26 protein-coding genes and 1 tRNA gene are annotated in these 26496 nt (G+C 70.1%); 15 read left to right on the forward strand and 12 right to left on the reverse strand.

Annotation, left to right across the window (positions count from 1 at the left end; translation table 11 throughout):
* Position 1: 1 nt before the first annotated feature.
* On the reverse strand, positions 2-1018 hold the full coding sequence (locus AB0D59_RS26560) for an SMI1/KNR4 family protein (protein ID WP_362570066.1): 1017 nt from the start codon (positions 1016-1018) through the stop codon (positions 2-4).
* A gap of 296 nt (positions 1019-1314) precedes the next feature.
* On the opposite strand from AB0D59_RS26560, the gene AB0D59_RS26565 reads away from it, so the two are divergent.
* Positions 1315-1854, forward strand: a complete 540-nt coding sequence (locus AB0D59_RS26565) for a YwqJ-related putative deaminase (protein ID WP_362570068.1) — start codon at positions 1315-1317, stop codon at positions 1852-1854.
* A gap of 86 nt (positions 1855-1940) precedes the next feature.
* Positions 1941-2438 carry an SUKH-3 domain-containing protein gene (locus AB0D59_RS26570; protein ID WP_362570071.1) on the forward strand — a complete coding sequence of 166 codons (498 nt, stop codon included), beginning with the start codon at positions 1941-1943 and terminating at the stop codon, positions 2436-2438.
* Positions 2439-2567: 129 nt separating this feature from the next.
* Here AB0D59_RS26570 and AB0D59_RS26575 read toward each other — a convergent pair whose 3' ends face one another.
* A complete protein-coding gene (locus AB0D59_RS26575; protein WP_362570074.1) occupies positions 2568-3881 on the reverse strand; it encodes a histidine kinase in 1314 nt (437 codons plus the stop codon).
* Between the two features lie 166 nt (positions 3882-4047).
* On the opposite strand from AB0D59_RS26575, the gene AB0D59_RS26580 reads away from it, so the two are divergent.
* The 7 genes from AB0D59_RS26580 to AB0D59_RS26610 all read left to right on the forward strand — a co-directional run bounded on the left by AB0D59_RS26580 (position 4048) and on the right by AB0D59_RS26610 (position 9773).
* Positions 4048-4908, forward strand: a complete 861-nt coding sequence (locus tag AB0D59_RS26580; RefSeq protein WP_362570077.1) for a hypothetical protein — start codon at positions 4048-4050, stop codon at positions 4906-4908.
* Between the two features lie 22 nt (positions 4909-4930).
* A tRNA-Gln gene (locus tag AB0D59_RS26585) sits at positions 4931-5002 on the forward strand.
* A 124-nt stretch (positions 5003-5126) separates the two neighbouring features.
* Positions 5127-6575, forward strand: a complete 1449-nt coding sequence (gene glmU / locus AB0D59_RS26590) for a bifunctional UDP-N-acetylglucosamine diphosphorylase/glucosamine-1-phosphate N-acetyltransferase GlmU (RefSeq protein WP_362570080.1) — start codon at positions 5127-5129, stop codon at positions 6573-6575.
* A gap of 141 nt (positions 6576-6716) precedes the next feature.
* A complete protein-coding gene (locus tag AB0D59_RS26595; RefSeq protein WP_362570082.1) occupies positions 6717-7697 on the forward strand; it encodes a ribose-phosphate diphosphokinase in 981 nt (326 codons plus the stop codon).
* A 241-nt stretch (positions 7698-7938) separates the two neighbouring features.
* On the forward strand, positions 7939-8538 hold the full coding sequence (locus AB0D59_RS26600) for a 50S ribosomal protein L25/general stress protein Ctc (protein WP_351706660.1): 600 nt from the start codon (positions 7939-7941) through the stop codon (positions 8536-8538).
* 74 nt (positions 8539-8612) lie between these two features.
* Positions 8613-9221 (forward strand): aminoacyl-tRNA hydrolase, encoded by a 609-nt coding sequence (pth, locus tag AB0D59_RS26605; RefSeq protein WP_362570085.1) that lies wholly within the window; start codon positions 8613-8615, stop codon positions 9219-9221.
* A gap of 42 nt (positions 9222-9263) precedes the next feature.
* Entirely contained in the window at positions 9264-9773 is a 510-nt protein-coding gene (locus AB0D59_RS26610; RefSeq protein WP_362570087.1) for a hypothetical protein, read from the forward strand.
* A gap of 127 nt (positions 9774-9900) precedes the next feature.
* Here the strand turns inward: AB0D59_RS26610 and ppc are convergent, their stop codons facing one another.
* Positions 9901-12645, reverse strand: a complete 2745-nt coding sequence (gene ppc, locus AB0D59_RS26615; protein WP_362570090.1) for a phosphoenolpyruvate carboxylase — start codon at positions 12643-12645, stop codon at positions 9901-9903.
* A gap of 308 nt (positions 12646-12953) precedes the next feature.
* Here ppc and AB0D59_RS26620 point away from each other — a divergent pair, with 308 nt between their 5' ends.
* Both AB0D59_RS26620 and AB0D59_RS26625 read left to right on the forward strand, forming a co-directional pair.
* Entirely contained in the window at positions 12954-13967 is a 1014-nt protein-coding gene (locus AB0D59_RS26620; protein WP_362570093.1) for a fatty acid desaturase, read from the forward strand.
* Positions 13964-14638, forward strand: a complete 675-nt coding sequence (locus tag AB0D59_RS26625; RefSeq protein WP_351706674.1) for a TetR/AcrR family transcriptional regulator — start codon at positions 13964-13966, stop codon at positions 14636-14638. Before AB0D59_RS26620 ends, AB0D59_RS26625 begins: the two co-directional genes overlap by 4 nt.
* Before the next feature lie 67 nt (positions 14639-14705).
* Here AB0D59_RS26625 and AB0D59_RS26630 read toward each other — a convergent pair whose 3' ends face one another.
* From AB0D59_RS26630 to AB0D59_RS26640, 3 genes are all read right to left on the reverse strand, one after another.
* Positions 14706-14879 carry a CsbD family protein gene (locus AB0D59_RS26630; protein ID WP_362570096.1) on the reverse strand — a complete coding sequence of 58 codons (174 nt, stop codon included), beginning with the start codon at positions 14877-14879 and terminating at the stop codon, positions 14706-14708.
* Positions 14880-14957: 78 nt separating this feature from the next.
* A complete protein-coding gene (locus AB0D59_RS26635; protein ID WP_362570099.1) occupies positions 14958-15320 on the reverse strand; it encodes a VOC family protein in 363 nt (120 codons plus the stop codon).
* Positions 15320-16135, reverse strand: a complete 816-nt coding sequence (locus tag AB0D59_RS26640; protein WP_362570102.1) for a trans-aconitate 2-methyltransferase — start codon at positions 16133-16135, stop codon at positions 15320-15322. Before AB0D59_RS26640 ends, AB0D59_RS26635 begins: the two co-directional genes overlap by 1 nt.
* 89 nt (positions 16136-16224) lie before the next feature.
* Here AB0D59_RS26640 and AB0D59_RS26645 point away from each other — a divergent pair, with 89 nt between their 5' ends.
* Complete coding sequence (locus tag AB0D59_RS26645; protein WP_362570105.1) at positions 16225-16722, forward strand: MarR family transcriptional regulator; 498 nt, start codon at positions 16225-16227, stop codon at positions 16720-16722.
* An 87-nt stretch (positions 16723-16809) separates the two neighbouring features.
* Here the strand turns inward: AB0D59_RS26645 and AB0D59_RS26650 are convergent, their stop codons facing one another.
* A complete protein-coding gene (locus tag AB0D59_RS26650; protein ID WP_362570108.1) occupies positions 16810-17583 on the reverse strand; it encodes a response regulator transcription factor in 774 nt (257 codons plus the stop codon).
* A 272-nt stretch (positions 17584-17855) separates the two neighbouring features.
* Here AB0D59_RS26650 and AB0D59_RS26655 point away from each other — a divergent pair, with 272 nt between their 5' ends.
* Positions 17856-18302, forward strand: coding sequence for a GNAT family N-acetyltransferase (locus AB0D59_RS26655; protein WP_362570110.1), 447 nt, complete (start codon positions 17856-17858; stop codon positions 18300-18302).
* A gap of 3 nt (positions 18303-18305) precedes the next feature.
* Here the strand turns inward: AB0D59_RS26655 and galK are convergent, their stop codons facing one another.
* The 3 genes from galK to galT are packed head-to-tail and all read right to left on the reverse strand — an operon-like array spanning position 18306 to position 21480.
* Positions 18306-19460 carry a galactokinase gene (gene galK / locus AB0D59_RS26660; RefSeq protein ID WP_362570113.1) on the reverse strand — a complete coding sequence of 385 codons (1155 nt, stop codon included), beginning with the start codon at positions 19458-19460 and terminating at the stop codon, positions 18306-18308.
* Entirely contained in the window at positions 19460-20422 is a 963-nt protein-coding gene (gene galE, locus AB0D59_RS26665; RefSeq protein WP_362570116.1) for a UDP-glucose 4-epimerase GalE, read from the reverse strand. Before galE ends, galK begins: the two co-directional genes overlap by 1 nt.
* On the reverse strand, positions 20422-21480 hold the full coding sequence (galT, locus tag AB0D59_RS26670) for a galactose-1-phosphate uridylyltransferase (RefSeq protein ID WP_362570118.1): 1059 nt from the start codon (positions 21478-21480) through the stop codon (positions 20422-20424). Before galT ends, galE begins: the two co-directional genes overlap by 1 nt.
* A gap of 126 nt (positions 21481-21606) precedes the next feature.
* Here galT and AB0D59_RS26675 point away from each other — a divergent pair, with 126 nt between their 5' ends.
* Both AB0D59_RS26675 and AB0D59_RS26680 read left to right on the forward strand, forming a co-directional pair.
* On the forward strand, positions 21607-23307 hold the full coding sequence (locus AB0D59_RS26675; protein ID WP_362570121.1) for a sodium:solute symporter family protein: 1701 nt from the start codon (positions 21607-21609) through the stop codon (positions 23305-23307).
* A gap of 26 nt (positions 23308-23333) precedes the next feature.
* Positions 23334-23660 (forward strand): hypothetical protein, encoded by a 327-nt coding sequence (locus tag AB0D59_RS26680; protein ID WP_362570124.1) that lies wholly within the window; start codon positions 23334-23336, stop codon positions 23658-23660.
* A gap of 15 nt (positions 23661-23675) precedes the next feature.
* Here AB0D59_RS26680 and AB0D59_RS26685 read toward each other — a convergent pair whose 3' ends face one another.
* Positions 23676-24368 carry a response regulator transcription factor gene (locus AB0D59_RS26685; protein ID WP_362570127.1) on the reverse strand — a complete coding sequence of 231 codons (693 nt, stop codon included), beginning with the start codon at positions 24366-24368 and terminating at the stop codon, positions 23676-23678.
* 293 nt (positions 24369-24661) lie between these two features.
* Positions 24662-26440, reverse strand: coding sequence for a PQQ-binding-like beta-propeller repeat protein (locus AB0D59_RS26690; RefSeq protein ID WP_362570130.1), 1779 nt, complete (start codon positions 26438-26440; stop codon positions 24662-24664).
* Positions 26441-26496: the final 56 nt, after the last annotated feature.

Here is a 26496-nt window from a genome sequence, read left to right on the forward strand (position 1 = left end):
CTCACTCCCCCGAGCCAACAGAGACGGCACGGGCGAAGCCGCCGTCCACCATCAGGTTCGCCACCGTCTCCAGCTCCGGCGGGGAACCCGCCAGCCGGGACAGGAACACATCGAAGTCCTCACCGCAGGGCAGCAGCAGGCGCTCCACCCGCTCGGCCGGCGACCACGACGGATCCACGTCGCGCACGTCGTCGTACGCGCAGAACCACACCGAGCCGAGCCGGTCGCCCTTCACCTTCACCGCCAGCAGACCGCCCTGCACGAAGCACACGCCCAGGTAGTCCTTGGTCAGGTGGTCGCGCAGGCATTTGTTGACGTACACGAGGTCGTTGACCGCCGCCTCGTCGCGGACCGTGAAGAACGGCTGGTCGAGGAGGAGGCCGAGTTCGGCGTCCAGTGCCGTACCCACCGGCGCGCACCCGCCCGCCGCCTTCAGGAAGGAGCGGTACGCACCCGGCAACCGGTAGCCGAGGTCCTCCTCGACGCCCTGCACCTGCGACTCCGACACCGCCACGCCCGACTTGGGCAGCCCCACATGGGCCGGGCGCGTCTCCTGCAACGGACGGGTGCCCCGCTTGCCCTGGTCCACCCGGGCCGTCGCCACCCCACCGTGATGCCGCAGCAACGCCTTCACCTCGACCGGGACCAGCTCCAGCCGCCGGGACCCGGGCGCGTGATGCCACGTCCAGCCGTGCGGCGTCGCCACCGCCGGCACCGTGTCCCACAGCTCGTGGCCCGAGGCGGACAGCACGGCGTTCGCCGACACATAGTCCGTCAGCCGCAACTCGTCGACGCCGAAGCCCTCCGGCGGGTCCGCGATCTCCGCCGCCGCGCGCGCGTAGGGCGAGAAATCGGGGTAGCCGTGCTCGTCGACACGTACCCCTCTCGGGTGACGTGCCGCCCGGACCGGATCCGGGAAATGCACGACCTGCCCGGCGTAGGCCGAGTTCGGCGGCACGGCTTGTCCCCCGGCCTGGCGGCTGGGCGGTGCCCCCAGCCCGAGCCGACCTGTCGTCATGACGGTTGCCCCCTGCGGCACTCTGTACGAACCGAAACCGCACCCCAAAGCGCGCCACGGCCCGTATCCGGCTGTCTCTCCCACGTCCCAGACGCGTCGACCGCGCCCATCGCGGTGCCGACAGCCTATGCGGTACGCGAACCCCGGTCACCGGGCCTCCGCTTCCGTGACCAGCCGTCACCCTGCCGTGACAGCCTGCCCAAACCCGGGCGTGTCGCACCGCCCCAGCTTCCGCACCCGCCACGGGATTTGGCAGTCTGTGACTTTCGGGGGATGCCCGGGAGGGGAAGACGATCATGAACATCGCACAGACGGGACCGCACACCGCCATGCCCGGCGCGAGTCACAGCGCCACCAACGGCGACCCCCGCATCGGCTGGAGCAGCACCGAAATACCTCCCGCGCCCGCCCTCCGGCACCGCCGCGACGGCATCCTGCCCACCGTCGCCGCCGCCCTCTCCGTCCGCGGCGCCACCCTCACCGGCACCGCGGCCCGCGGCGATCAGCCGCCCCCACTGCATCCGCTGGTCCAGGAGTTCCTCGACACCCTGCCCAGCGGACAACGCGACCGTTTCACCGGCCGCTGCGCGGAGGCCATCCTCATCTCACGGCACATCGCCTCCGCCGACAGCGCCCGCAGCAAACGAGCCACCCGCAAACCCATGACCAACGGCGAAGCCCGCAAAGCCCTCAAGCAGGCCAAGCTCACCGCCCGTCGCATACGCGAGGACGGCGACCCCCTGCACGGCAGCTTCGCCGCCCCCTGCCGGGCCTGCGCCGCCCTCACCGCCCACTTCGGCGTCCGCATCGTCGACCCCACCGCCACCGACGACTGACGCACACCCCCACCCACGCGGCGCCCCCCTACCCCCCACGCAACACACCGCACCCGCACCCGCACCCGCACACGAACTAAGGGCAGATGCACCCCGACCACACCTCCTCCACCCGCTTCTCCGTGCCCGTCGACGCAGCCCTGCGCGCCGCCGGCTGGCAACCCGGACGCTGGGACATAAAGCAGGCCGAGGTCTGGGCCGACGCCCTCCGCGAGCACACCTCACCCGCCGGACACCGGCACACCGTCTTCCCCGCCGCCGTAGAAGCCTGGGCCGAATTCGGCGGCCTGCACATCAACCCCACCGGGCCCGGCCGCCAGATCGCCCCCGCCACCCTCCACCTGGACCCCCTGCACGGCCTGCACCTCGCCCGTACCCTCGGCGACCTCGGCCGCGCCCTGGACACCGAGGTCTGCCCGCTGGGCGAGGAGACCGAGACCCACTCGCTCCTCGCCATCGACACCGAGGGCCGCGTCTACACCCTCGACCACACCGGCGACTGGTACGTAGGCCCCGACATCGACCACGGCCTCACCACCCTCATCGCGGGCGTCGAACCCCAACGCCTCACCACCCACGCCTGACCGGCACCCACCCACGCCTGATCGGCACCTACCCACGCCTCACCGGCACCCACCCACCAAAACCGCTCACGCGCCCCCGCACAGCAACCCTCACCCACCCACAACAACCCCTCGCCCACCCACCACCGCTCACGCCGCCGGAATCACCGCCGACACCCGGAAACCCCCCGCGTCCGTCGGTCCCGACACGAACACCCCGCCGAGCCCCAGCACCCGCTCGCGCATGCCTACCAGACCGTTGCCACCGGACGGCAGGCCCGCCGAGGCCGCCGACGCCGGTTCCGGCGGTGGCTCGTTCTCCACCTGCATCGCGATCTCCGCCACCCGATGCGCCAGCCGGACATGGGTCTTGGCGCCCGCCGCGTGCTTGTGGACGTTCGTCAGGGCCTCCTGCACCACCCGGTACGCCGTCTGCTCCACCTCGACCGCGTACGACCGCGCGTCCCCCTCCACCGACAGATCGACCACCATCCCGGCCGCCGCCGACTGCCCGATCAGCTCCTCCAGCTCCGACAGATACGGCCCCTCCTCCTCGGCCACCCGCGAAGCCGCCACCGCAGCGGCCACCCCCACCGCGGCCAACGGCAGGGCCGCGGACGCCGACGCCGTACGACGCCGGTCGCCGTCCCCGGAGCGCAGCACCCCCAGCATCTCCCGCAGCTCCGTCAGCGCCTGGCGCCCCATGTCGCCCACCAGCGCCGCGTTCTTCACCGCCTTCTCCGGGTCCTTCCGCGCCACCGCCTGCAACGCCGCCGCGTGCACCACCATCAGGCTCACCCGGTGCGCGACGACGTCGTGCATCTCCCGCGCGATCCGCGTCCGTTCCTCGCCCCGCGCCCACTCCGCACGCTCCTCCGCGCGCTCCGCGAGCAACTGAAGCTCCCGCTCCAGGCTGTCCGCGCGCTCCCGCAGGCTCTCCATCAGCCGCCGCCGCGCGCCCACGTAGAGGCCCAGCAGCACCGGAGGGGCGGTCAGGCCGAGCGAGGTCGCCAGCGCCGCGAACGGCACGAACCAGTCCCCGAGCGTCAGATCCCCCCGTGCCATGCTCTGCCGCACCCGTACGAACGTCACGATCAACGTGCCCAGCAGCGTCATCCCCGACAGCGCCACGATGATCCGCCGCGGTACCTCGGCCGCGGCGAGGGTGTAGAGGCCGACGATGCCCATCAGGAAGCCCATCTGGGCCGGCGTGATCGCGATCGACACGAGTACGACGGCGATCGGCCATTTCCTGCGCAGCAACAGCACCGAACCGGCCAGCAAACCGAACACGATCCCGGCCGACACCGGAACCCCCGCATCCCGTGCGAACGGGATCCCCTCGGCGCCGCACTCCAGCGCCGACACCAGCGCCAGACCACCGTCCAACGCCGCACTACGCCACCGCGACCACCACCACGGCCCTGCCAAGGCCGTCGTGCGGTCTGCCCCCGTCGTGGTCATGCGTCCAGCCTACGGGCGCGAGGGTGGGCTTTTCCGGTGAGTTTCGTCTACTGGCCTACACCACCCTCAGTAACCGAACAACACCGAAACCCACCGGTATCCCTCGAACTGCTGAACCACGCTCGTTCGGCGTCGGAATCGATCATTCCACCCGGACGGTATGCCTATGGCACATCCACACACCAAATATCAGGACTTCGAGGGGCTCCGGGAGCAAGCGGTGGCACTGCGGCGGGCCGGACTCAGCCGACGCCAGATCCGCGACCGGCTGCACGTGGACAACAACGACATCCTCAACCGCCTCCTGGAGGGCGAGCCGCCCCCGGAATGGACGAAGCGACCGAACGCGAAGGACGACTTGCGGGACAAGGCGCGAGAGCTACGGCTCCAGGGCTGGACGTACGACCGGATCCAGGTGGAGCTGGGGTGCTCGAAGAGTTCGATCTCGTTGTGGGTACGGGACCTGCCGAGGCCGGAGCGGAGGCGCACACCCGAGGAGTCCTCGGCGATCGCCAGGCAAGGCCAGGAGGCAACCCTGCAACGCCGCGAGAACGAACGCCGACACACCAAGGCGACCGCCGAACAGGCCGTCGGCGAGCTGTCCGACCGTGAAGTCTTCCTGACGGGCGTGGCCCTCTATTGGGCAGAGGGCGCCAAGGACAAGTCGTACAACCGTCGCGAGAGACTGCAGTTCATCAACAGCGACCCGAACGTGATCAGCTTCTACCTACGCTGGCTCAGCATGCTCGGCGTGGAGCGAGAGCGCCTGCGCTTCCGGGTGAGCATCCACGAGTCGGCCAATGTGTCGGCCGTCGAGGAGTTCTGGGCAGATCTGGCGGGCGTGAAGCCTTCCGAATTCCAGAGGCCCACCATCAAGAAGCACAACCCGAGGACGAGCCGCAAGAACACCTCGGAAGCATATCGAGGCTGCCTGACCATCTATGTACTCAAGAGCGCCGACTTGTATCGTCGCATGGAAGGCGCCTGGTACGGCATAGTAGGAAGCGCCGCTCGACGACCTGACTGAATGTCCGGTTTCGTCGATATATTCCCCCGTGGTGTAATTGGCAGCACTGTGGCTTTTGGTGCCATCTGTCCGGGTTCGAGTCCTGGCGGGGGAGCCGCACTCTTTCCGGCCCTGACCGCTGACAGTCCCGTCAGGGCCCGCTCTCATGTCCCCCACGAAACGCCCCGGTATCCTGCGGATGTCACCCCCACCCATCCAAAAAGCCGAAGGGCAACTCCGTGAGCGCCATTCGCCCGGCAGCCGTCGTCGTTCTCGCAGCGGGTGAGGGCACCCGTATGAAGTCGGCCACACCCAAGGTCATGCACGACATCTGTGGCCGTTCCCTGGTGGGTCATGTGCTCGCCGCCTCCCGTGAGTTGGACCCCGAGAACCTGGTCGTCGTCGTCGGGCACGCGCGCGAGCAGGTCGGCACGCATCTCGCTGCGGTCGACCCCACCGTCCGTACGGCCGTGCAGGAGCAGCAGAACGGCACCGGGCACGCCGTGCGGATGGCGCTGGAGGAGCTGGGCGGCACGGTCGACGGGACCGTCGTGGTCGTCTGCGGGGACACCCCGCTGCTCACCGGCGAGACCCTCGCCCGGCTCGCCGGGACCCACCACGCCGACGGCAACGCCGTGACCGTGCTGACCGCCGAGGTCCCGGACGCGACCGGTTACGGCCGTATCGTGCGCGACGACGCGTCCGGCGCCGTGACGGCCATCGTGGAGCACAAGGACGCCTCCGACGCGCAGCGGGCGATCCGGGAGATCAACTCGGGTGTGTTCGCGTTCGACGGGCAACTGCTCGCGGACGCGCTGGGGAAGGTGCGCACGGACAACAGCCAGGGCGAGGAGTACCTGACGGACGTGCTGGGGATCCTGCGCGAGGCCGGTCACCGGGTCGGTGCGTCGGTCGCCGCCGACCACCGCGAGATCGCCGGGATCAACAACCGGGTGCAGCTGGCGGAGGCCCGCCGGATCCTCAACGACCGGCTGTTGGAGCGGGCGATGCTGGACGGCGTCACGGTCGTGGACCCGGCGACCACCTGGGTCGACGTGACGGTCACCTTCGAGCGGGACGCCGTCGTCCACCCGGGGACGCAGCTGCAGGGCTCCACGCACCTCGGCGAGGGCGCCGAGGTCGGGCCGAACTGCCGGCTGAAGGACACCCGGGTCGGCGCCGGGGCGCGGGTGGACAACACGGTGGCCGATTCCGCCCATGTCGGTCCGAACGCGACCGTGGGACCGTATGCCTATCTGCGGGCGGGGACGCGGCTGGGTGCCAAGGGGAAGATCGGCACCTATGTGGAGACCAAGAACGCCAAGATCGGGGAGGGGAGCAAGGTCCCGCACCTCTCCTACGTCGGCGACGCGACGATCGGCGAGTACTCGAACATCGGTGCGGCGAGCGTTTTCGTGAACTACGACGGTGAGAACAAGCACCACACCACCGTCGGGTCGCACTGCAAGACGGGTTCGGACAACATGTTTGTGGCGCCTGTCACGGTCGGGGACGGTGCATACACCGCTGCCGGGTCTGTGATCACGAAGGACGTACCGCCCGGTTCGCTGGCCGTGGCCCGCGGTCAGCAGCGGAATATCGAGGGCTGGGTGGCCCGGAAGCGTCCGGGGAGCTCGGCGGCGAAGGCCGCCGAGGCGGCTTCCCGGCAGGGCGCGAGCGAGGACTGACCGGAAACAGGTGCGCCGAAGACGTCGTACCGTGATAAGTGCACACCCGCACCTAACCAGCTGTTTCGGCCTCATGCGCCCGGCGCGGAGGTCGCTGGACATCCAGCTGTACGGCTGAGACACCTCTGAGGAGACAGTGCTGTGACCGGGATCAAGACGACCGGCAAGAAGAAGATGATGTTCTTCTCCGGCCGCGCCCACCCCGAGCTTGCCGAGGAGGTCGCCCACCAGCTGGGTGTCGGGGTAGTACCGACCAAGGCCTTCGACTTCGCGAACGGCGAGATCTACGTCCGCTACCAGGAGTCGGCGCGCGGTGCCGACTGCTTCGTGATCCAGAGCCACACGGCTCCGATCAACCAGTGGATCATGGAGCAGCTGATCATGATCGACGCGCTGAAGCGAGCGTCGGCGCGCTCCATCACGGTGATCGTGCCGTTCTACGGTTACGCGCGGCAGGACAAGAAGCACCGGGGCCGTGAACCGATTTCGGCGCGGCTCATCGCCGATCTGATGAAGACGGCGGGAGCGGACCGGATCCTGACGGTGGACCTGCACACGGACCAGATCCAGGGATTCTTCGACGGTCCGGTGGATCACCTGTTCGCGCTCCCGCTGCTCGCGGACTACGTGGGCGGGAAGGTGGACAGGGACAAGCTGACGATCGTGTCCCCGGACGCCGGCCGGGTGCGGGTCGCCGACCGCTGGTGCGACCGGCTCGGTGCGCCGCTGGCCATCGTGCACAAGCGCCGTGACAAGGACGTGGCGAACCAGGTGACCGTCCACGAGGTCGTGGGCGAGGTCAAGGGCCGGGTCTGTGTCCTGGTCGACGACATGATCGACACCGGCGGCACGATCTGCGCGGCGGCGGACGCCCTGTTCGCGCACGGCGCCGAGGACGTGATCGTGACGGCGACGCACGGCGTGCTCTCGGGTCCGGCGGCGGACCGGCTGAAGAACTCGCGGGTGAGCGAGTTCGTGCTGACGAACACGCTGCCCACGCCGGGCGAGCTGGGCCGGGACCTGGACAAGATCACGGTGCTGTCGATCGCGCCGACGATCGCGAGCGCGGTGCGCGAGGTGTTCGAGGACGGTTCGGTGACGAGCCTCTTCGACGAGCAGTGAGCGGCGACTTGTAAGCACCGTGCAGTGAGGTTTCTGCACAAGGTGCACGGCCTGCATCGCCTGCGCTGAAGATCCTTTTGGTACGGCCTCCCCCGCCGAGTAGACTGCACAAGTTGCTCGGCGAGGGAGGCCGTACCTGTTCTGTACAGGTGTCGGCGGTCCGTTATCGACGCGCTCTTCGTAGCAGGCCGTTCGTGGCCGGGTGACCACGTCCGTTCTACTTCTACGAGGAGTGATCACCATGTCCGAGGTGAAGATCGCCGCCGAGTCGCGCACCGAGTTCGGCAAGGGCGCCGCCCGCCGTATCCGCCGCGACAGCAAGGTCCCCGGTGTCCTGTACGGCCACGGTTCGGACCCGATCCACCTGACCCTCCCCGGCCACGAGCTGCTGCTCGCGCTGCGTACCCCGAACGTCCTGATCTCCCTGGACATCGACGGCAAGTCCAACGAGCTGGCGATCCCGAAGTCCGTGGTCCGCGACCCGATCAAGGGCTTCCTGGAGCACGTCGACCTGCTGCTGGTCAAGCGCGGCGAGAAGGTCAACGTCGAGATCCCGGTGCACACCGAGGGCGAGCTGGCCCCGGGCGGCAACCTGCTGGAGCACGTGCTGAACGCGCTGCCGGTCGAGGCCGAGGCCACCCACATCCCCGAGTCCGTCACCGTCTCCGTCGAGGGCCTGGAGGCCGGTGCCTCCATCCTGGCCAAGGACATCACCCTGCCGTCCGGCACCACGCTGGCCGTCGACGGCGACGCGGTCGTCCTGCAGGTCCTGGCCGCGCAGGCCGAGGAGTCCGCCGAGGGCGAAGAGGGCGAGGCGGCCGAGGAAGTCGCCGAGGCCTGATCCTCACCTTCGTTTCATCGTTCGTCAGCCGCTGCTTCCTCCCGGGAGCGGCGGCTGGCGCGTATCAAGGAGACATGGACGTGACCACCCCCGCAGCCGCCAACGCCCCTTGGCTGATCGTCGGCCTCGGCAACCCCGGACCGGAGTACGCGATGAACCGGCACAACGTCGGTTTCATGGTCGCGGACCTGCTCGCCGGGCGGATCGGGGGGAAGTTCAAGCGGGCCGGCAAGGCACAGGCGCAGGTCGTGGAGGGGCGGCTCGGGGCGCCGGGTCCGGGTAGCCGGCGGGTGATCCTGGCCAAGCCGATGTCGTTCATGAACCTGTCCGGCGGCCCGGTGAACGCGCTGCGCGACTTCTACAAGGTGCCGGTGGCGAACATCGTCGCCGTCCACGACGAACTCGACATCGACTACGGCGTCCTGCGGCTCAAGCTCGGCGGCGGCGACAACGGCCACAACGGGCTGAAGTCGATGACGAAGGCCATGGGCGCCGACTACCACCGGGTGCGGTTCGGGATCGGGCGCCCGCCGGGTCGTATGCAGGTCGCGGACTTCGTGCTGAAGGACTTCTCCTCGGCCGAGCGCAAGGAACTGGACTACCTCGTGGACCGGGCGGCCGACTCCGTGGAGGCGCTGGTCGCCGAGGGACTGGAGCGGGCGCAAAGCACGTACAACTCCTGACTTGTCCCCCACCGCAGTTGACCGGCCGTAGGGACATGGCCAATGATCCCGGCCATGCCTGCTGCCTCGGTCCCCTCCTCCCGTACGCCTCCGGTCGCCGCTCTGCGGTTGGGCCGGGTCGTGTCGATGGGCGCGGTCGCCGTGCTGATCCTGGTCGGCGGGGTGTGGGGCTCCTGGGGCACTGCGCAGCACGTGATGCTGACCAAGGGCAAGGAACGGGGCACGGTCGAGGTGACCGCGTGCGGTGCGGACACCTGCACGGGCCCGTTCACCCCGGTCGCCGCCGGCGCCTCCGCGCGCTCACGTGTGGTCATCGACAAGTCGGTGGCGGTGCGCAAGGGGCAGACCTACGACGTGATCGTGAAGCCCGGCACCGACGACGTGGTCCGGTCCGGCCCCGCCGGGATCCTGCTCGCCTGGGTGCCGCTGGGCGGCGCGCTGCTGCTGTCGGCGGTGGTGGTGGCCGGAGGGCTGCGGCTGACCCGGGTGGCCTGGGCACTGGGCGGTTCGGGGATCGCGCTGCTGACGGCGGCTTTCTTCGCCTTGCAGTGAGCCCATACGGCTGTGAGCCCATACGGCTGTGAGCGCATACGGCTGTGAGCGCATACGGCTGTGAGCGCATACGGCTGTGCCCCCGGGTGTACGACCCCGGGGGCACAGCCATGTGCGGTGGCGTTGGTCAGCCGGTGTTGCGCAGGCCGGCTGCCACGCCGTTGACGGTGAGGAGGAGGGCGCGGGCGAGGAGGGGGTCGGGTTCGGCGCCCGTGGCGGCGGCGTCGCGCTGGCGCTTGAGGAGGGTGACCTGGAGGTAGGAGATGGGGTCGAGGTAGGCGTCGCGGATGCCGAAGGTCTGCTTGAGCACGGGGGTGGCGTCGAGCAGTTCGCTCTCGCCGGTGATCTTCAGGACCTCGGTGACGGTCAGTTCATGTTCGGCGCGGATGGTGTCGAAGACGTGCTTGAGGTCGTCGGGGACGAGGGTGTCGACGTAGTGCTGGGCGATGCGCAGGTCGGTCTTGGCGAGGGTCATCTCGACGTTGGAGACGAAGTTGCGGAAGAAGTGCCACTGTTCGTGCATCTCGGCGAGGACGGTGTCCCCTTCGTGCCGCAGGCCGGCCTCGCGCAGGGCCTTCAGTCCGGAGCCGACGCCGAACCAGCCGGGGACGATCTGCCGGGACTGGGTCCAGCCGAACACCCAGGGGATGGCGCGCAGGCCGTCCAGGCCGGCGCCGGAGTCGGGGCGGCGGGAGGGGCGGGAGCCCAGGTGGAGGTCGGCGAGCTGGTCGACGGGGGTGGCGGCGAAGAAGTAGGCGGGCAGGTCGGGGTCCTCGACCAGGCGCCGGTAGGCGGAGTGGGCGGCGTCGGAGACGACGTCCATCGCCGCGTCCCAGCGGGCCAGGGCTTCTCCGGACTGGCGGGGGGCGGTGTGCAGGGCGGAGGCCTGCAGGGTCGCCGCGAGGGTCAGTTCCAGGTTCTCCCGGGCGAGGGAGGGGATGAGGTACTTGTCGGAGATGACCTCGCCCTGTTCGGTGACCTTGATCTCGCCTTCGAGGGTGCCCCAGGGCTGGGCGAGGATGGCGTCGTGGGAGGGGCCGCCGCCGCGGCCGACGGTGCCGCCGCGGCCGTGGAAGAGGCGCAGGCGCACCCCGTAGCGGTGGGCGACGTCGCGCAGGCGGCGCTGGGCGCGGTGGATCTCCCACTGGCTGGTGGTGATGCCGCCGAACTTGGAGGAGTCGGAGTAGCCGAGCATGACTTCCTGGACGTCTCCGCGCAGGGCGACCAGGCGCCGGTAGGAGGGGTCGGAGAGCATGTCCTCCAGGATGGTGTCGGCGGCCTTGAGCTCGTCGGTGGTCTCCAGGAGGGGGACGATGCCGACCTTTGCCCAGCCGGCGTGCAGGTCCATCAGGCCGGCCTCGCGGGCCAGGACCGCGGCGGCGAAGACGTCGTCGGCGCCCTGGCACATGGAGATGATGTACGACTCGACGACCTCCGGCCCGAACACCTCCAGGGCCTTCTTCACCGTCTGGAAGACCCCGAGGGTCTTCTCCCCGGCCGCGTCCACCGGCGCAGGAGTGGGCGCGAGCGGCCGGCGCGACCTGAGTTCCTTGGCCAGGAGCTTGGCGCGGTACTCACGGGGCATGTCGGTGTAGCGCCAGGACTCCTCACCGAGGCGGTCGAAGAGCTGGCCGAGGGCGTGGTGGTGGGCGTCGGCGTGTTCGCGGACGTCCATGGTGGCGAGCTGGAGGCCGAATGCGGCCAGGGTGCGGATCGTACGGGCCAGGCGGCCGTCGGCGAACAGGCCGCCGCGGTGCTCGCGCAGCGAGGCCTGGATCAACCGCAGGTCGGCCAGGAGCTCGGCGGTGCCCAGGTAGTCACGGCCGGGCTGGTGCGGGGTGTCGGTGGCCAGGCGCCGCTTGGTGTTGACCAGCTTCTGCCGGATGCAGGTGGCCTTGAGGCGGTAGGGCTCCTCGGCGTTGAGGCGCTTGTAGCGGGGGCTGATCTCCGGCAGCAGCTCCAGATCGGCGCGCAGGGACTCCAGCAGTTCCTCCGTCGCCCCCGTGTAGCGGATGGAGTTGGAGAGGAAGCCGCGGAGTTCGTCGATCATCTCCAGGGCGTCGTTGATGCCGTGCTCGTGCTGGAGGATCAGGACGTCCCAGGTGACCTGCGGGGTGACGTTGGGGTTGCCGTCGCGGTCGCCGCCGATCCAGGTGCCGAAGGTCAGGGGGCGGGTGTCGTCGGGGAGCCTGACGCCGACGCGCTCCAGTTCGGCGGTCAGGTCCTCCAGGACGTCGCCGACGGCGTCGGCGTGCAGCTCGTCCAGGTAGTAGATGGCGTTGCGGGCCTCGTCGGCGGGCTCGGGGCGCACCACCCGGAGTTCGTCCGTCTGCCAGACCAGGTCGATGTTCTCGGCGAGGCGGATGTCGGTGCGGCGGCGGTCCGACTCGATGACCGGGGTGTCAAGGAGCGCCGCGATACGCCGGAGCTTGTTCAGGACCGAACGGCGCGCGGCCTCGGTGGGGTGCGCCGTGAACACCGGCCGGACATTGAGGTTCTGGACGGTCTCGCGCAGGTGGTCGGCGTCGGCGTCCTTGAGCCGGTCGGCGGTGCGGGCGAGGAGGCCGCCCTCGGCGGCGCGGCGGGCCCGCAGTTCGCGGCCGCGGTGGACCTGCTCGGTGACGTTGGCCAGGTGGAAGTAGGTGGAGAAGGCACGGACCAGCTTGGCGGCGGTCTCCAGTTCGATGCCGCGCAGCAGTTCGGCGGCGGCCTCGCCGTCCTCGCGGGTGAGGCGGCGGACCTTCTCGACGAGGTCCAGCAGCTCGGGGCCCTCCTGCCGGACGAGGGTCTCGCCGAGAAGGTCACCCAGCCGGCGGATGTCGGCGCGCAGCTCACTGCTGGTCGTGGTGGTCTGGTCGTCGGCACTGCTCACAGGTGCGGCTCCTTGCAGTGTTGAAGCTCGTCTGGAGGGGACCCGTCCGTCGGCCGGGCGGCAGGCGGGGCCTGTCCGCATACGGGCCGGACATCCGGGAAGGAAACAGAGCGGACCGCGCTGTCCGACCGACTCCAAGGATAGGTGTCCATGAGGACGCGCAGGCTATGGGGCTCTTGCCGCGAGACGCCTCGCTGCCATACTTACGATGCCGTAGGTTACGGAACCGTAGGGAAGGACCCTTGTCGTCCCGTCCGGTCGCCGCGGATCGGCACCCCTCTCAACCCTCGACCCCCCAGGGGACGCGCATGACCTCGTCTAGTTCCGATGTGATCGACGACGCCCACAAGCCGGCCGACGCTCTGGCTACGTCCGCCACGCTGGGCGGCGAGAAGAAGGGTTCGATCGAGCAGATCACCCTGCTGCTGTTCATCGTCGTCCCGTTCCTCGCACTACTGGTGGCGGTGCCGCTGGCGTGGGGGTGGGGGGGCGTGAGCTGGCTCGACCTGGGCCTGATGGTGTTCTTCTACTATCTGGGCTGCCATGGCGTGACGATCGGTTACCACCGTTATTTCACCCATGGCTCGTTCAAGGCGAAGCGGCCGCTCAGGATCGCACTGGCGGTCGCGGGCTCGATGGCGGTGGAGGGGCCCCTGGTGCGCTGGGTGGCCGATCACCGCAAGCACCACAAGTTCTCCGACGCGGAGGGCGACCCGCATTCGCCGTGGCGGTACGGGGAGACCGTGCCGGCGTTGCTCAAGGGCCTGTGGTGGGCGCACATCGCCTGGATGTTCGACGAGGAGCGGACCCCGCAGGACAAGTACGCGCCGGACCTGGTCAGGGACCCGGCGATCCGGGCGATCTCCCGCCAGTTCATCTACTGGACGGCGCTCTCGCTGGCACTGCCGCCGCTGATCGGCGGTCTGGTGACCATGTCCTGGTGGGGTGCGTTCACCGCGTTCTTCTGGGGTTCACTCGTCCGGGTGGCGCTGCTGCACCATGTGACCTGGTCGATCAACTCGATCTGCCACGCCGTGGGCAAGCGGCCGTTCAAGTCGCGGGACAGGTCGGGCAACGTGTGGTGGCTGGCGGTCCTGTCCTGCGGCGAGTCCTGGCACAACCTGCACCACGCCGACCCGACCTCGGCCCGGCACGGGGTGGAGCGCGGCCAGCTGGATTCGTCGGCGCGGATCATCCGCTGGTGCGAGCAGCTGGGCTGGGCGTACGACGTGCGGTGGCCGTCACGCTCACGTATCGATTCGCGCCGTAACACCGGGGAAGGCGGCTCCCGACGAGGGTCGGAGACCGCCGAGGCGGCATGATTGACGCCGTGGCGACCGACTCCAGCACCCCCAGTCCCGAAAAGCCGCGGCGGGCACGTCGCACCCGTATGACCGGGGCGGAGCGTCGCCAGCAGCTGTTGGAGATCGGTCGCACCCTCTTCGCCGCGAAGGGTTTCGAGGGCACCTCGGTGGAGGAGATCGCGGCGAAGGCCGGGGTCTCCAAGCCGGTGGTGTACGAGCACTTCGGCGGCAAGGAGGGGCTGTACGCGGTGGTGGTCGACCGTGAGATGCGCCGGTTGCTGGACATGGTGACCGGCTCCCTCACCGCCGGGCATCCGCGTGAGCTGTGCGAGCAGGCCGCGTTCGCCCTGCTCGACTACATCGAGGAGTACACGGACGGGTTCCGGATCCTGGTCCGGGACTCCCCCATCCCGCAGTCCACGGGTTCCTTCGCGTCGCTCATCTCGGACATCGCCACCCAGGTGGAGGACATCCTCGGGCGCGAGTTCAAGTCGCGCGGCTTCGACCCCAAGCTGGCGCCGCTGTACGCGCAGGCCCTGGTGGGCATGGTGGCGCTGACCGGCCAGTGGTGGCTGGACGTGCGCCGCCCGAAGAAGGCGGAGGTCGCCGCCCACCTGGTCAATCTGGCCTGGCACGGCCTGGACGGCCTGGAGCAGAAGCCGCGGCTGATAGGGCACCGCAAGGCCTGAGACCGCCCGCCGGACCCTTGCGGACCTCCTCAGTGCTTGAAGATGTCCTCACTGCTTGAAGATGTCTTCAGTGCTTGAAGATGTCCTTGGTCTTCTCCTTGGCCTGGCGGGCGTCGCCCTTGGCCTTCTCGGCGCGGCCTTCCATCTCCAGCGGAAGGTCGCCCGTCGCCCGCCCGCCGATCTCCTTGGCCTTGCCCTTGAGCTGTTCCTTCTTGGCCTTGGCCTTCTGCTCTCGTGCCACCGTCGATCACCCCTGACGGGTTCGTAGTCGGCTGTCGTCCCGCCGGGTAACCGTGGGCGGGCCGGGGCAAACGGCGGCTCAGCGGACCGGTTCGAGGAACTCCAGGCGGTTGCCCACGGGGTCCTCGCAGTAGAAGCGGCGGTGGCCGGGGAGGTCCCCGTCCCAGGCGACGGGAGTGCCGTGGGCGGTGAGCCGGGCCGCGTACGTCTCGATACCCGTCACCAGCAGGCCCGGGTGGGCCTGCCTGGCCGGCCGGAAGGCCTGCTCGATCCCCACGTGCAGATGGATCTCGCCGGCCCGGAACCAGCAGCCGCCGCGCGCCGCGAGCACGGGCGGTTTGGGGATCTCGGTCATGCCGAGGGTGTCCACGTAGAACGTCCGCAGCCGGTCCTCGGAGCCGGGCGGGGCGGCGAGCTGCACATGGTCGAGGGCGGCGAGCATCAGTTCGCCTCCTTGTGGGCGACGGCGAAGACGCGCCGGAACGGGAACGGGGTGCCGTGCGGGCCGGCCGGATAGGCCTCGCGCAGTGCGGCCCGGTACTCGGCGAGGAAGGCGTCGCGGGCCCCGGGATCGTCGGCGAGGGCGGTGAGGACCGGGCGCAGTCCGGTGCCCTTCACCCAGTCGAGGACCGGGTCCTCGCCGGTCAGCAGATGGATGTACGTCGTCTCCCAGACGTCGGTGGTGCAGCCGAGCCCCGTCAGCCGCTCCAGGTAGGCCTCGGGGGTGAGGACGGCGTCCTCGTGGCGGAGGACCTCGGCGAGGCGGCCCCGCCAGCGGGGGGACTCGGCGAGGGTGCGCATGAGCCGGTGGCTGGGGGCGGTGAAGTTGCCGGGAACCTGGAAGGCGAAGGTGCCGCCGGGGGCGAGGGCGGCGATCCAGTCGGCGAACCGCTCGGTGTGCCCGGGCACCCACTGGAGCGTGGCGTTGCTGACGATCAGGTCGTACGTCCGCTCGGGCGCCCAGGTGCGGACGTCGGCGTGGGAGAAGTCCAGGCGGCCGCCGCCGGCCGTGGGGCCCGCGTACTCCACGAGTGCCTTGTCGAGCATCTCGGGCGAGTTGTCGTAGCCGGTGATGCGGGCGGTGGGCCAGCGTTCGGCGAGCAGGGCGGTCATGTTGCCGGGGCCGCAGCCGAGATCGGCGACGGCCGGGGGTTCGCCGGGGAGTTCGGGGATCCGGGCGAGGAGGTCGGTGAAGGGGCGGGCGCGGTGGTCGGCGTGCCGGAGGTACTGGGCAGGGTCCCAGGCGGGAGTCGTCATGGGCTCCACCTTCCCCGCCTCGATATCTCGATGTCAAGAAGCTCGACATCAAGAGACTTCACATCGACACAACCACTACACTGATCGCCATGGAGGACGAGGTCGATCGGCTGGTGGCTGCGTGGCGCCGGGAGCGCCCGGACCTCGACGTGGAACCGCTTGAGGTGCTCAGCCGGGTGAGCCGACTGGCCCGGCACCTGGACCGGGCGCGTCGGCTGGCCTTCGCGGAGCACAGCCTGGAGCCCTGGGAGTTCGACGTGCTGACCGCGCTCCGGCGCGCGGGGACGCCGTACCAGCTCTCCCCCGGGCAGCTGCTGACCCAGACCCTGGTGACTTCCGGGACCATGACCAACCGGATCGACCGGCTGACCAAGAAGGGCCTGGTGGAACGGCTGCCGGACCCGAGCGACCGGCGAGGCGTGCTGGTGCGTCTGACCGAGGAGGGCCAGGACCGCGCGGACCAGGCCCTGGCCGGACTCCTCGACCAGGAACGGGCGATCCTCGCCGAACTCTCCCGCGCCCAGCGCGCCGAACTCGCCAGTCTGCTACGCCAGTTGACCGCCCCGTTCGACAACATCCCCGGCTGAGGGACCCGCGGGGGCGGATCCCACCGGAGACGCGGACCCCGCCGGAGACGCGGGGCTCACCGGCTACGCGGGGCTCACCGGCGTCGATCAGGCACTGCTGCTCTCCTCCGGCAGGATCCGGCCGGCAGCTCCCAGGTCGGCCGGCCCCACTCCGGCCCGGCGCGCGAGCGCGACGGCGGCCAGCGTGGAGTGCACGCCCAGTTTGCCGAGCACGTTCTGCATATGGGTGCGGACGGTGTGCGGAGACAGGAACAGGCGCTCGGCGACCGCCTTGCGCCCCAGGCCCGCCACCATGCACCGGAGCACTTCCCGCTCCCTCGGCGTGAGGGACTCCACGAGCCGTTCGCTCTCGGTGCGGTGCTTGCGCGCGGCCGTCAACTCCCGCAGGACCCCGGTCAGCAGGGCGGCCGGCAGATGGGTCTCGTCGCGCAGCACCCCCCGGATGACGTTCAGCAGCCGGGACAGCGAGCAGTCCTTGGCCACCCAGCCGCAGGCGCCGGCCTGCAGGGCCAGGGCCGCGCGCCTGGGATCGTCCTTCTCGGCGAGCACGACGACACGGACGGCGGGATGGGCCGAGCGGACCCCGGCGACCAGGGATATCCCGTCGACCAGACCCTCCTCGTTGCCCTCCTGCACCGGTACGGCCGGGCGGCCGCCGGGCAGTTGGCCGCCCAGATCGGCGTCGACGAGCAGCACGTCGTAGCGACGGCCCTCGGCGACCGCGCGCTCCAGGCAGCGCAGTGCCGCCGGACCGCTGCCGGCCGCGGACACGTCGACGTCGGGCTCGGCGGCCAGAGCCGCGGCGAGCGACTCGGCGAAGATACGGTGGTCGTCGACGACCAGAACTCGGATGCGAACCACAAAACCCCCTTCCCCAAGCTCTTCACGAGCAGGGGATACCCCAAGGTGCTCAGAACGACGGATCATGCGGACACGACACCCGTGGGAGGACGGAACCGCACGGCCGCCGCCGTGCCTGAACTGCTACCCCCACCGCGGGTGTCGTACCCGACTTGTCTCGCCCCCTGATCAGCACCGGCCCCCACCGGTGCTGCTCCTCAGGGTACGGAAGGGGGGCGGGAGCGGAAGGCAATTTGCAGAACTGCCCGGCCGACACGTTTATGGTGTGCCGCATGTTTCGTATTGAGACGGAAGTCGACAAAGAACGGCGGGAACTGCTCCACGCGCGGCTGCGGGACACCAACACTGCGGCCTCCCCGGTCCTCGCGGCCCTGCGCGGGACACCCGACGAACGCCAAGTTCCGCTGCACGTCTGGGCGGTGGACGACGGTTCGGGCGAACTGGCGGGCGGCCTGGTGGGGCACACCTGGGCGACCTGGCTGCACGTCACCTACCTGTGGGTGGACGCCCGCCGTCGCGGCACGGGGCTCGGCGGCCGGCTGCTGTCCGAGGCGGAGCGCATCGCCCGGCAGGACCGCGCCTGCGCCGCCGTCCGCCTGGAGACCTGGGACTTCCAGGCGCCGGACTTCTACCGGAAGCAGGGCTACCAGGTGGTGTGCGTGGTCCCCGACTATCCGCCGGGGATCACGGAGTACACCCTCACGAAGCGGCTGGGCTGAGCCTCAGCTCTCCCGGCGGGCGCCGGCCGACGGCACCGCCTCGAACGTCCGGGGCGCCGTGAACCCGGCCCCCGCGAAGGCCTCTTCGACCGCCTTGGTGATCGTGTCGACGTCGGACGCCTCCGCGAGGACGATCGCCGAGCCGCCGAAGCCGCCGCCGGTCATCCGGGCGCCCAGGGCGCCGGTGGCGAGGGCGGTGTCGACGACCAGGTCCAGCTCCGGGCAGGAGATCCGGAAGTCGTCGCGCAGCGAGGCGTGGCCCTCGGTGAGGACCGGGCCGATGGCGCGGGTGTCGCCGGCCTCCAGCAGGGCGACGACGCGTTCCACGCGGTGGTCCTCGGTGACGACGTGCCGGACCAGGCGCCGTACCTCCTCCTCGTCGCCCAGCCGGTCGAGCGCCGCGTCGAGGTCGTCGTAGGCGACGTCCCGCAGCGCGTCCACGCCCAGCAGGGCCGCGCCCTTCTCGCAGCCGACCCGGCGCTTGCCGTACTCGCCGCCGCTGTGGGCGTGCTTGACCTGGGTGTCGACGACCAGCAGCCGCATGCCCTCGGCCGCGAGGTCGAAGGGGATCTGCTTCTGCGAGAGGTCGCGGGTGTCCAGGAACAGGGCGTGGCCGTGCTCGCAGCAGGCGGACGCCGTCTGGTCCATGATGCCGGTCGGCGCCCCGACGTAGACGTTCTCCGCGCGCTGGCACAGGCGGGCCAGCTGCCAGCGGGCCAGGCCCAGTTGGTGCAGGTCGTTGAGGGCGAGGGCGATCACCACCTCCAGGGCCGCGGAGGAGGACAGACCGGCGCCGGTCGGGACCGTGGAGGACAGGTGCACGTCGGCGCCGGTGACCGGGTGGCCGGCCTCGCGCAGCGCCCAGACCACGCCCGCCGGGTACGCCGTCCACTCCTGGTCGGTGCCGGGTTCCAGGGCGTCGAGCAAGAGCTCGACGACCCCGCCCTCGATGTCGGCGGAGTGCAGGCGCAGCACGCCGTCGGTGCGGCGGGAGACCGCGGCCGTCGTCACGTGCGGCAGCGCGAACGGCATCACGAAGCCGTCGTTGTAGTCGGTGTGCTCACCGATCAGGTTGACCCGGCCCGGCGCCGACCAGACCCCTTCGGGCGCGGTTCCGTAGAGCTCCGCGAAACCGTCCCGGACCTGCTGTGCCCCCACTACTGCTCCCTTGAGACGTGCTGCGCGAACTCCCAGGCGTCCGCGACGATGCCCGCGAGGTCCGCGCGGGTCGGGTTCCAGCCCAGCTTCTCGCGGGCGGTGGCCGCCGAGGCGACCAGGACGGCCGGGTCGCCGCCCCGGCGCGGGGCCACGACCTCGGGGATCGGGTGGCCGGTGACCTGGCGGACGGTCTCGATGACCTCGCGGACCGAGAAGCCCTCGCCGTTGCCGAGGTTGCAGATCAGGTGCTCGCCGGGGAGCGCGGCCGTCAGGGCCAGCAGGTGCGCGTCGGCCAGGTCCGCGACGTGGATGTAGTCGCGGACGCAGGTGCCGTCGGACGTCGGGTAGTCGTCGCCGAAGACCGAGACGGCCTCGCGGCGGCCCTGGGCGACCTGGAGGACCAGCGGGATCAGGTGCGACTCGGGGTCGTGGCGCTCGCCCTGGGTGCCGTACGCGCCGGCCACGTTGAAGTAGCGCAGGGAGACCGCGCCCAGGCCGTGAGCGGCGGCTTCGCCGGTGATCATGTGGTCGACGGCGAGCTTGGTGGCGCCGTACGGGCTGGTGGGCTTCGTCGGGGCGGTCTCGACGATCGGGACCTGCTCCGGCTCGCCGTAGGTGGCTGCCGTGGAGGAGAAGACGAGCTTGCGGACGCCGGCCTCGCGCATCGCGGCGAGCAGCGCCATGGTGCCGCCGACGTTGTTGTCCCAGTACTTCTCGGGCTGCTCGACCGACTCGCCGACCTTGGAGAACGCGGCGAAGTGCAGTACCGCGTCGTAGGAGGCGTCGAGCCACTTCGCGGCGTCGCGGATGTCGCCCTCGACGAAGGCCGCGCCCGCCGGGACGGCCTCCCGGAAGCCCGTGGACAGGTTGTCGAGGACGGTGACCTCGTGGCCCGCCTCCAGCAGGTGCTGGGCCACCACGCTGCCGACGTAACCCGCTCCGCCCGTCACCAGGTACTTCATCAACTCGCTACCTCTCGCAGTCGCTCGGCCGCGCGCTCCGGCGGCACGTCGTTGATGAACACGTTCATGCCGGATTCGGAACCCGCGAGAAACTTCAGCTTGCCGGACGTTCGGCGGATGGTGAAAAGCTCCAGGTGGAGCGCGAAGTCGTCGCGCGTGACCCCCTCGAACTCCTCCAGCGTCCCGAACGGCGCCTGGTGCCAGGCGGCGATGTAGGGCGTGGGAGGTTCACCCTCACCGAAGATACGGTCGAAGCGCCTCAAGAGTTCCAGATAAACCTGGGGGAACTCTGAGCGCGCCGCCTCGTCCAGTCCGAGCAGGTCGGGGACGCGGCGCTTCGGGTACAGGTGGACCTCGTAGGGCCAGTGTGCCGCGTACGGCACGAAGGCGGCCCAGTGTTCACCCTCAAGGACGACCCGCTCGTCGGCGAGTTCCCGCTCCAGGACGGCGTCGAAGAGGTTCTCTCCGCCGGTCGCCTCCTTGTGGGTTGCGAGTGAACGCAGCATCAGGGCGGTGCGCGGGGTGGTGAAGGGGTAGGCGTAGATCTGGCCGTGCGGGTGACCGAGCGTCACGCCGATCTCCTCGCCGCGGTTCTCGAAGCAGAACACCTGCTGGACGGAGGGGAGATGCGACAGTTCCGAGGTCCGGTCGGTCCACGCTTCGAGGACGAGGCGCGCCTGCTCCTCGGTGAGGCTCGCGAAGGACGCGTCGTGGTCCGAGGTGAAGCAGACCACCTCGCAGCGCCCGGAGTCGCCGGCCAGCGAGGGGAAACGGTTCTCGAAGACGACGACGTCGTACGACGAGTCAGGGATCTCGCTCAGCCGGTCGCCCTTGGTCGGGCACAGCGGGCACTGGTCGGCCGGCGGGTGGTAGGTGCGGCCCTGCCGGTGCGAGGCGATGGCGACCTGGTCGCCGAGCAGCGGGTCACGGCGGATCTCGGAGGTGGTGTGCGTCCGCTCCAGCGGCCGGCGGTCCACCGCGTCCCGCACGGTGTCGTCCCGCAGGTCGTAGTAGATGAGCTCGCGACCGTCGGCCAGCCGGGTCGAGGTCTTCTTCACTGCGGACTCCCGTTGATCGAGTCAGCCAAACCATCAAACAGAACCGAACACACCAAAACACAACTCACCAGGTGAGTCAACATCGCAATCAATCAAGGTGAGACAACGAAAGTGTTGAATTACTGGGTGCAAAACCCCACCAACGCCCCTGTATCCCCCACATACCTCGCGGAGGAGCTACGGCTCCCCACCAACGGCCTCGACTACGCGATCCTCGCGATCTATTTCGTGGTCGTCCTGGGCATCGGCTTCGCGGCCCGCCGCTCGGTGAAGACCAGCCTCGACTTCTTCCTCTCCGGACGCTCGCTGCCCGCGTGGATCACCGGGCTCGCGTTCATCTCGGCGAACCTGGCCGCCACCGAGATCCTCGGCATGGCCGCCAACAGCGCGCAGTACGGCGCGTACACCGTGCACTGGTACTGGATCGGCGCCATTCCGGCCATGGTCTTCCTCGGCCTGGTGATGATGCCCTTCTACTACGGGAGCAAGGTCCGCTCGGTCCCCGAGATGCTGCTGCTGCGCTTCGACAGAGCCGCACACCTGCTGAGTTCGATCCTGTTCGCCTTCGCCGCCATCCTGATCGCGGGCGTCAACCTGTACGCCCTCGCGATCGTCGTGGAGGCGCTGCTGGGCTGGCCGCAGTGGGTGGCGATCGTGGTGGCCGGCGCGTTCGTGCTGGCGTACATCACCCTGGGCGGCCTCTCCTCGGCCATCTACAACGAGGTGCTCCAGTTCTTCGTGATCCTGGCCGCCCTCATCCCGCTGTCCGTGCTCGGTCTGAAGAAGGTCGGCGGCTGGGACGGCCTGGTCGGCAAGCTCGACGCCACCCACGGCCACAACTTCACCACCGCCTGGGGCGGCACCGGCATCGGCAGCGTGAACCCGCTCGGCGCGAACTGGCTGACCATCGTCCTCGGCCTCGGCTTCGTCCTCTCCTTCGGCTACTGGACGACCAACTTCGCCGAGGTCCAGCGCGCCCTGTCGGCGAAGAACCTCTCCGCCGCCCAGCGCACCCCGCTGATCGCCGCGTACCCGAAGATCTTCATCGTCTTCCTGGTGATGATCCCGGGTCTGGTCGCCGCCGCGCTGGTGCCGAACATCGGCACGTCCGGCTCGGGCCTCCAGTACAACGACGCGATCCCGTACCTGATGTCCCAGCTGCTGCCCAACGGCGTCCTCGGCATCGCGGTCACCGGTCTGCTCGCGGCCTTCATGGCCGGCATGGCCGCCAACGTGTCGTCCTTCAACACCGTCTTCACGACGGACATCTGGGCGAAGTACGTGGTGCGGGGCCGCGAGGACGGCTACTACGTCCGCTTCGGACGCCTCATCACCGCGATCGGCGTGGCCGCGTCCGTCGGTACGGCGTTCCTGGCGTCGTCGTTCTCGAACATCATGAGCTACCTCCAGACGCTGTTCTCCTTCTTCAACGTGCCGATGTTCGTCGTCTTCATCGTCGGCATGTTCTGGAAGCGCGCCTCGGCGAAGTCCGGCTTCTGGGGGCTGCTCGCGGGGACGGTGACCGCGATGGTCAACTACTTCGTCCTCTACAAGAAGGACATCATCAGCATCCCCTCGGACCAGGGCGCCAACTTCGTCTCCGCGATCGCCGGCTTCGTCGCCGGCGCGGTGGTGATGGTGATCGTGTCCCTGTTCACCGCGCCGAAGCCGGCGGCGGAGCTGGCGGGCCTGGTCTACGGCACGCGCTCCCCCGGCATGTCCGAGGCGCCCGCCGCGGGCGACGACGCCTGGTACCGGCGGCCGGCGCTGCTGGGCTGGGGTGCGGTCGTCCTCGCCGCCCTCTGCTACATCCCGTTCTCGTTCTGACCCGGACCCGGGAGAATGGAGAGACCATGACCGACGACTCCGGGCACTCCGGATTCCACTACTCCGAGCAGGACGTCCACCGGGAAGTCACCGAGCTGGAGAGCAGGTCCACGACCGCCGCGCGCATCTTCGACCTGCGGCGGATCATCGGCGGCCTGTTCGTGCTGTACGGGATCATCGTCACGATCGCCGGGATCACGGACTCGCAGGCCGAGATCGACAAGGCACAGGGGATCAACATCAACCTGTGGACCGGGATCGGGATGCTGTTGCTGGGGGTGTTCTTCCTGGTGTGGTTGTGGCTGCGGCCTACGCCGCCGCCGGTGCCTCCGGCAACGGAGGCCGACGACTGATCGCGGTCCAGCCGGCTACAGGTCGGGCCCTGCTGAGTTGTTGAGCGGGCCGGCCCTGTCCAGGAGCCCTGTCCGCGCCGCCAACGCGGCCGCCTCCAGGCGCGACCCCACCCCCAGCTTCATCAGTACCCGCTGGACATGGGTGCGGGCCGTGCTCGGGGCGATGCCCATGCCTGCGGCGATCAGGCGGGTGTCCTCGCCGTCGGCCACCCGGACCAGGACCTCGACCTCCCTGGGGGTGAGCATCTGGAGGAGGCGCTGACCCTCGTCGTCGGGCTGCGCGGCGGGGTTGAGCAGTTCGCCGAACGCGCCCTGGAGCAGCGCCGGGGCGACGGCCGCCTCGCCGGCCCGCGCCTTCATGATCGCCCGCTCGACGCCCTCTATCCGCTCGTCGTGCCGGACGTACCCGGAGGCGCCCGCGGCGAAGGCCGCCGCGATGCCCCGCGGGGAGGGCACCGGGCCCAGCACGAGGACGGCGACCTGCGGCCGCTCCCGCTTGATCTTCACCACCGGGTCGAAGATCCCCGGCTCGGCCGGTGTCGCCGTACCCAGCAGGCACACCTCGGGCGCGCGCGTGATGACCAGCTCGGCCGCACCCGCCGCCGGCGCCGCCGCCGCGAGCACCCGGTGGCCGCGCAGTTTCAGCGCAGAGGCCAGCGCCTCGGCGAGCAACCGGTGGTCGTCGACCACCATGAGCCGCACTCCCATAGAGCAACCCCCCAGTCCCCCCAATGGATGCCCCACTATGGATGCCCACTGGTCCGCGTGGACAGAGGGCCCCCCGGCACCTCGTCCTTCATGCCCCCGGAAGCTACACGCTTGTTCGACGTTGCGCTGCCCCTACTGATGAGAAGTGCCCCGGATCGGAGGAATCTCTGGGTTTTCTCGTATTCGCAGGTGAAGAGCGCATGTGATGCGGTACGCGCCCGGTCCCGCCCCTGACCAGGGGCGGGACCGGAATCGCGGGCCGGGTGACACGGGCGTTTCCGCTTGACGAACCGTCAGCCACCCGCGCCGAACGCGGTGACCAGGTACTCCTTGGCCGACACCGACGAACCGGCGGCGTGGGCGTACACCGCGGACAGGTACAGGTGCCCCTGGGAGTAGAGGACCTCCGCGGACGCCGGGGACATGGTGGTCTCCACGGCCCTGACCGCCGCGGTCGCCGGGTTCTCCAGCAGCTTGGTCTCACTGAACGAACCGCCGTCGATACTGACGATCCGAACGCCCTTGTCGTACGGCGGGTCCTTGTACGCGATCACATTCGGACCGTCCATGCGCAGCGGTGTGATCGTGTAGTTGTCGCCGGCGTCGGCGCGCTGGCCGGTCTGCTTGCCGGTGGCCAGGTCGAAGGCGACGATCTCGTTGGTCTTGGTGTGGTCCGCGCCGCCGTCGTGCTCCTCGGTCGCCAGGTACAGCCGGTCGTTGCCGACCACCACTCCCTGGCACTTCTCCAGCTGGTAGATGCCGTCGCAGCGGGCCGCGTACGAGCTGCCCGGCGTGGAGATACGGGTGCGCAGCCGCCCGGTCCTGTTGTCGATGGAGAAGACGTCCGAGAAGCCGCTGCCGTCGCCCGCGCTGTCGTTGACGTCGGCGGCCACGACCAGGGGGTCGGTCGACACGACGCTGGCGTAGGCGATGCCCGAGGTCATCTCGTACTCGGAGATCACCTTGCCGGAGACCGGGTCGATGGTCTGGATGTGCAGCTGGGCGGTGTCGCCGCTGCCGCACCTGCGGACCGCGACCAGTTTGGCGCCGCCGCCGTAACCGGCGTCGTAGCAGGTGTCGGTCGGTTTCGGCTGCCAGCGGACCTTGCCGGAGGCGAGCGCGAAGGCGGCGCCGCCGCTGGTGCCGCCGACCGCGACCGTCTGCTGGGCGACCGTCACGTTATTGAAGTTGATCGGTACGTCACCGGACTTGATCGTCTGCGTCCACAGTCTTTTACCGGCGTTCAGGTCGATCGCGGCGACCTGGGTGCAGCCGGCCGTGGAACCCTTGGGCGGCATTTTCGGCTGGAAGACGACGGCGGTCCTGCCGTCCGCGCTGGTGTGCCCGGTGGCGTAGCAGACCGGGCCGGGCAGCGGGACCGTCCACAGCTTGGCGCCCGAGTCGGGGTCGTAGCCGACGATCCGGGCAACGCCGGTCTTCGCGTACACCTTGTCGGTGAGCCAGGAACCGGCGGTGACCGTGGTGTCGTTCGCCGTGGGCAGCGGGACCTGGAAGAGGATCCTGGAGGCCGGGTCCGCGGGCACCTTCTCGCTGCCCTTGCCTCCTCCCTCGCCGCCGGTGCCGCCGGCGCTGGAGCCGGCGGTGTCGTCCTTCCTGCCGTCGGCGCCGGAGGACTTGGAGTACCAGATGCCACCGCCGACGATCAGCGCGATCACGACGACCGCGGCGACGACGATGAACAGCGTGGCGTTGTTCCTGCCGGGGGTGGGAGCGGGGGCAGGGGTGGGAACGGGGGCGGGGCTGCCGGGCGGGCCACCCGGGTAGCCGTAACCGGGTTGCTGAGCGTAGGGGTTGGCGGGGGTGGGGGCGGGGGGCTGCTGGGTGTACGGGTTCGCGGCCGGAGGCTGGGCGGGGTAGCCGTAGCCGGGCTGCGCGGGCTGGGGTGGCTGGTGGGGGTGGCCGTAGCCGGGCTGGGGGGCCGCGGGCTGCTGCGGGTAGCCGTAGCCCGGCTGGGGGGCCGGGGGTACGGGTGGCTGCGGCGGGCCGGCGGGGGCGCCGAAACCGGGCTGCTGCGGGGGCTGGTTGGGCGGTGGCGGAGGCGGCTGCGTCATGACGGGGTACCTCTGGGGACGGCGCGGGAGACGGCTGGGGACGGCACGTGGGCCAG

This window comes from Streptomyces sp. NPDC048417, from assembly GCF_040651615.1.
In the GTDB taxonomy this organism is placed as follows: Bacteria; Actinomycetota; Actinomycetes; order Streptomycetales; family Streptomycetaceae; genus Streptomyces.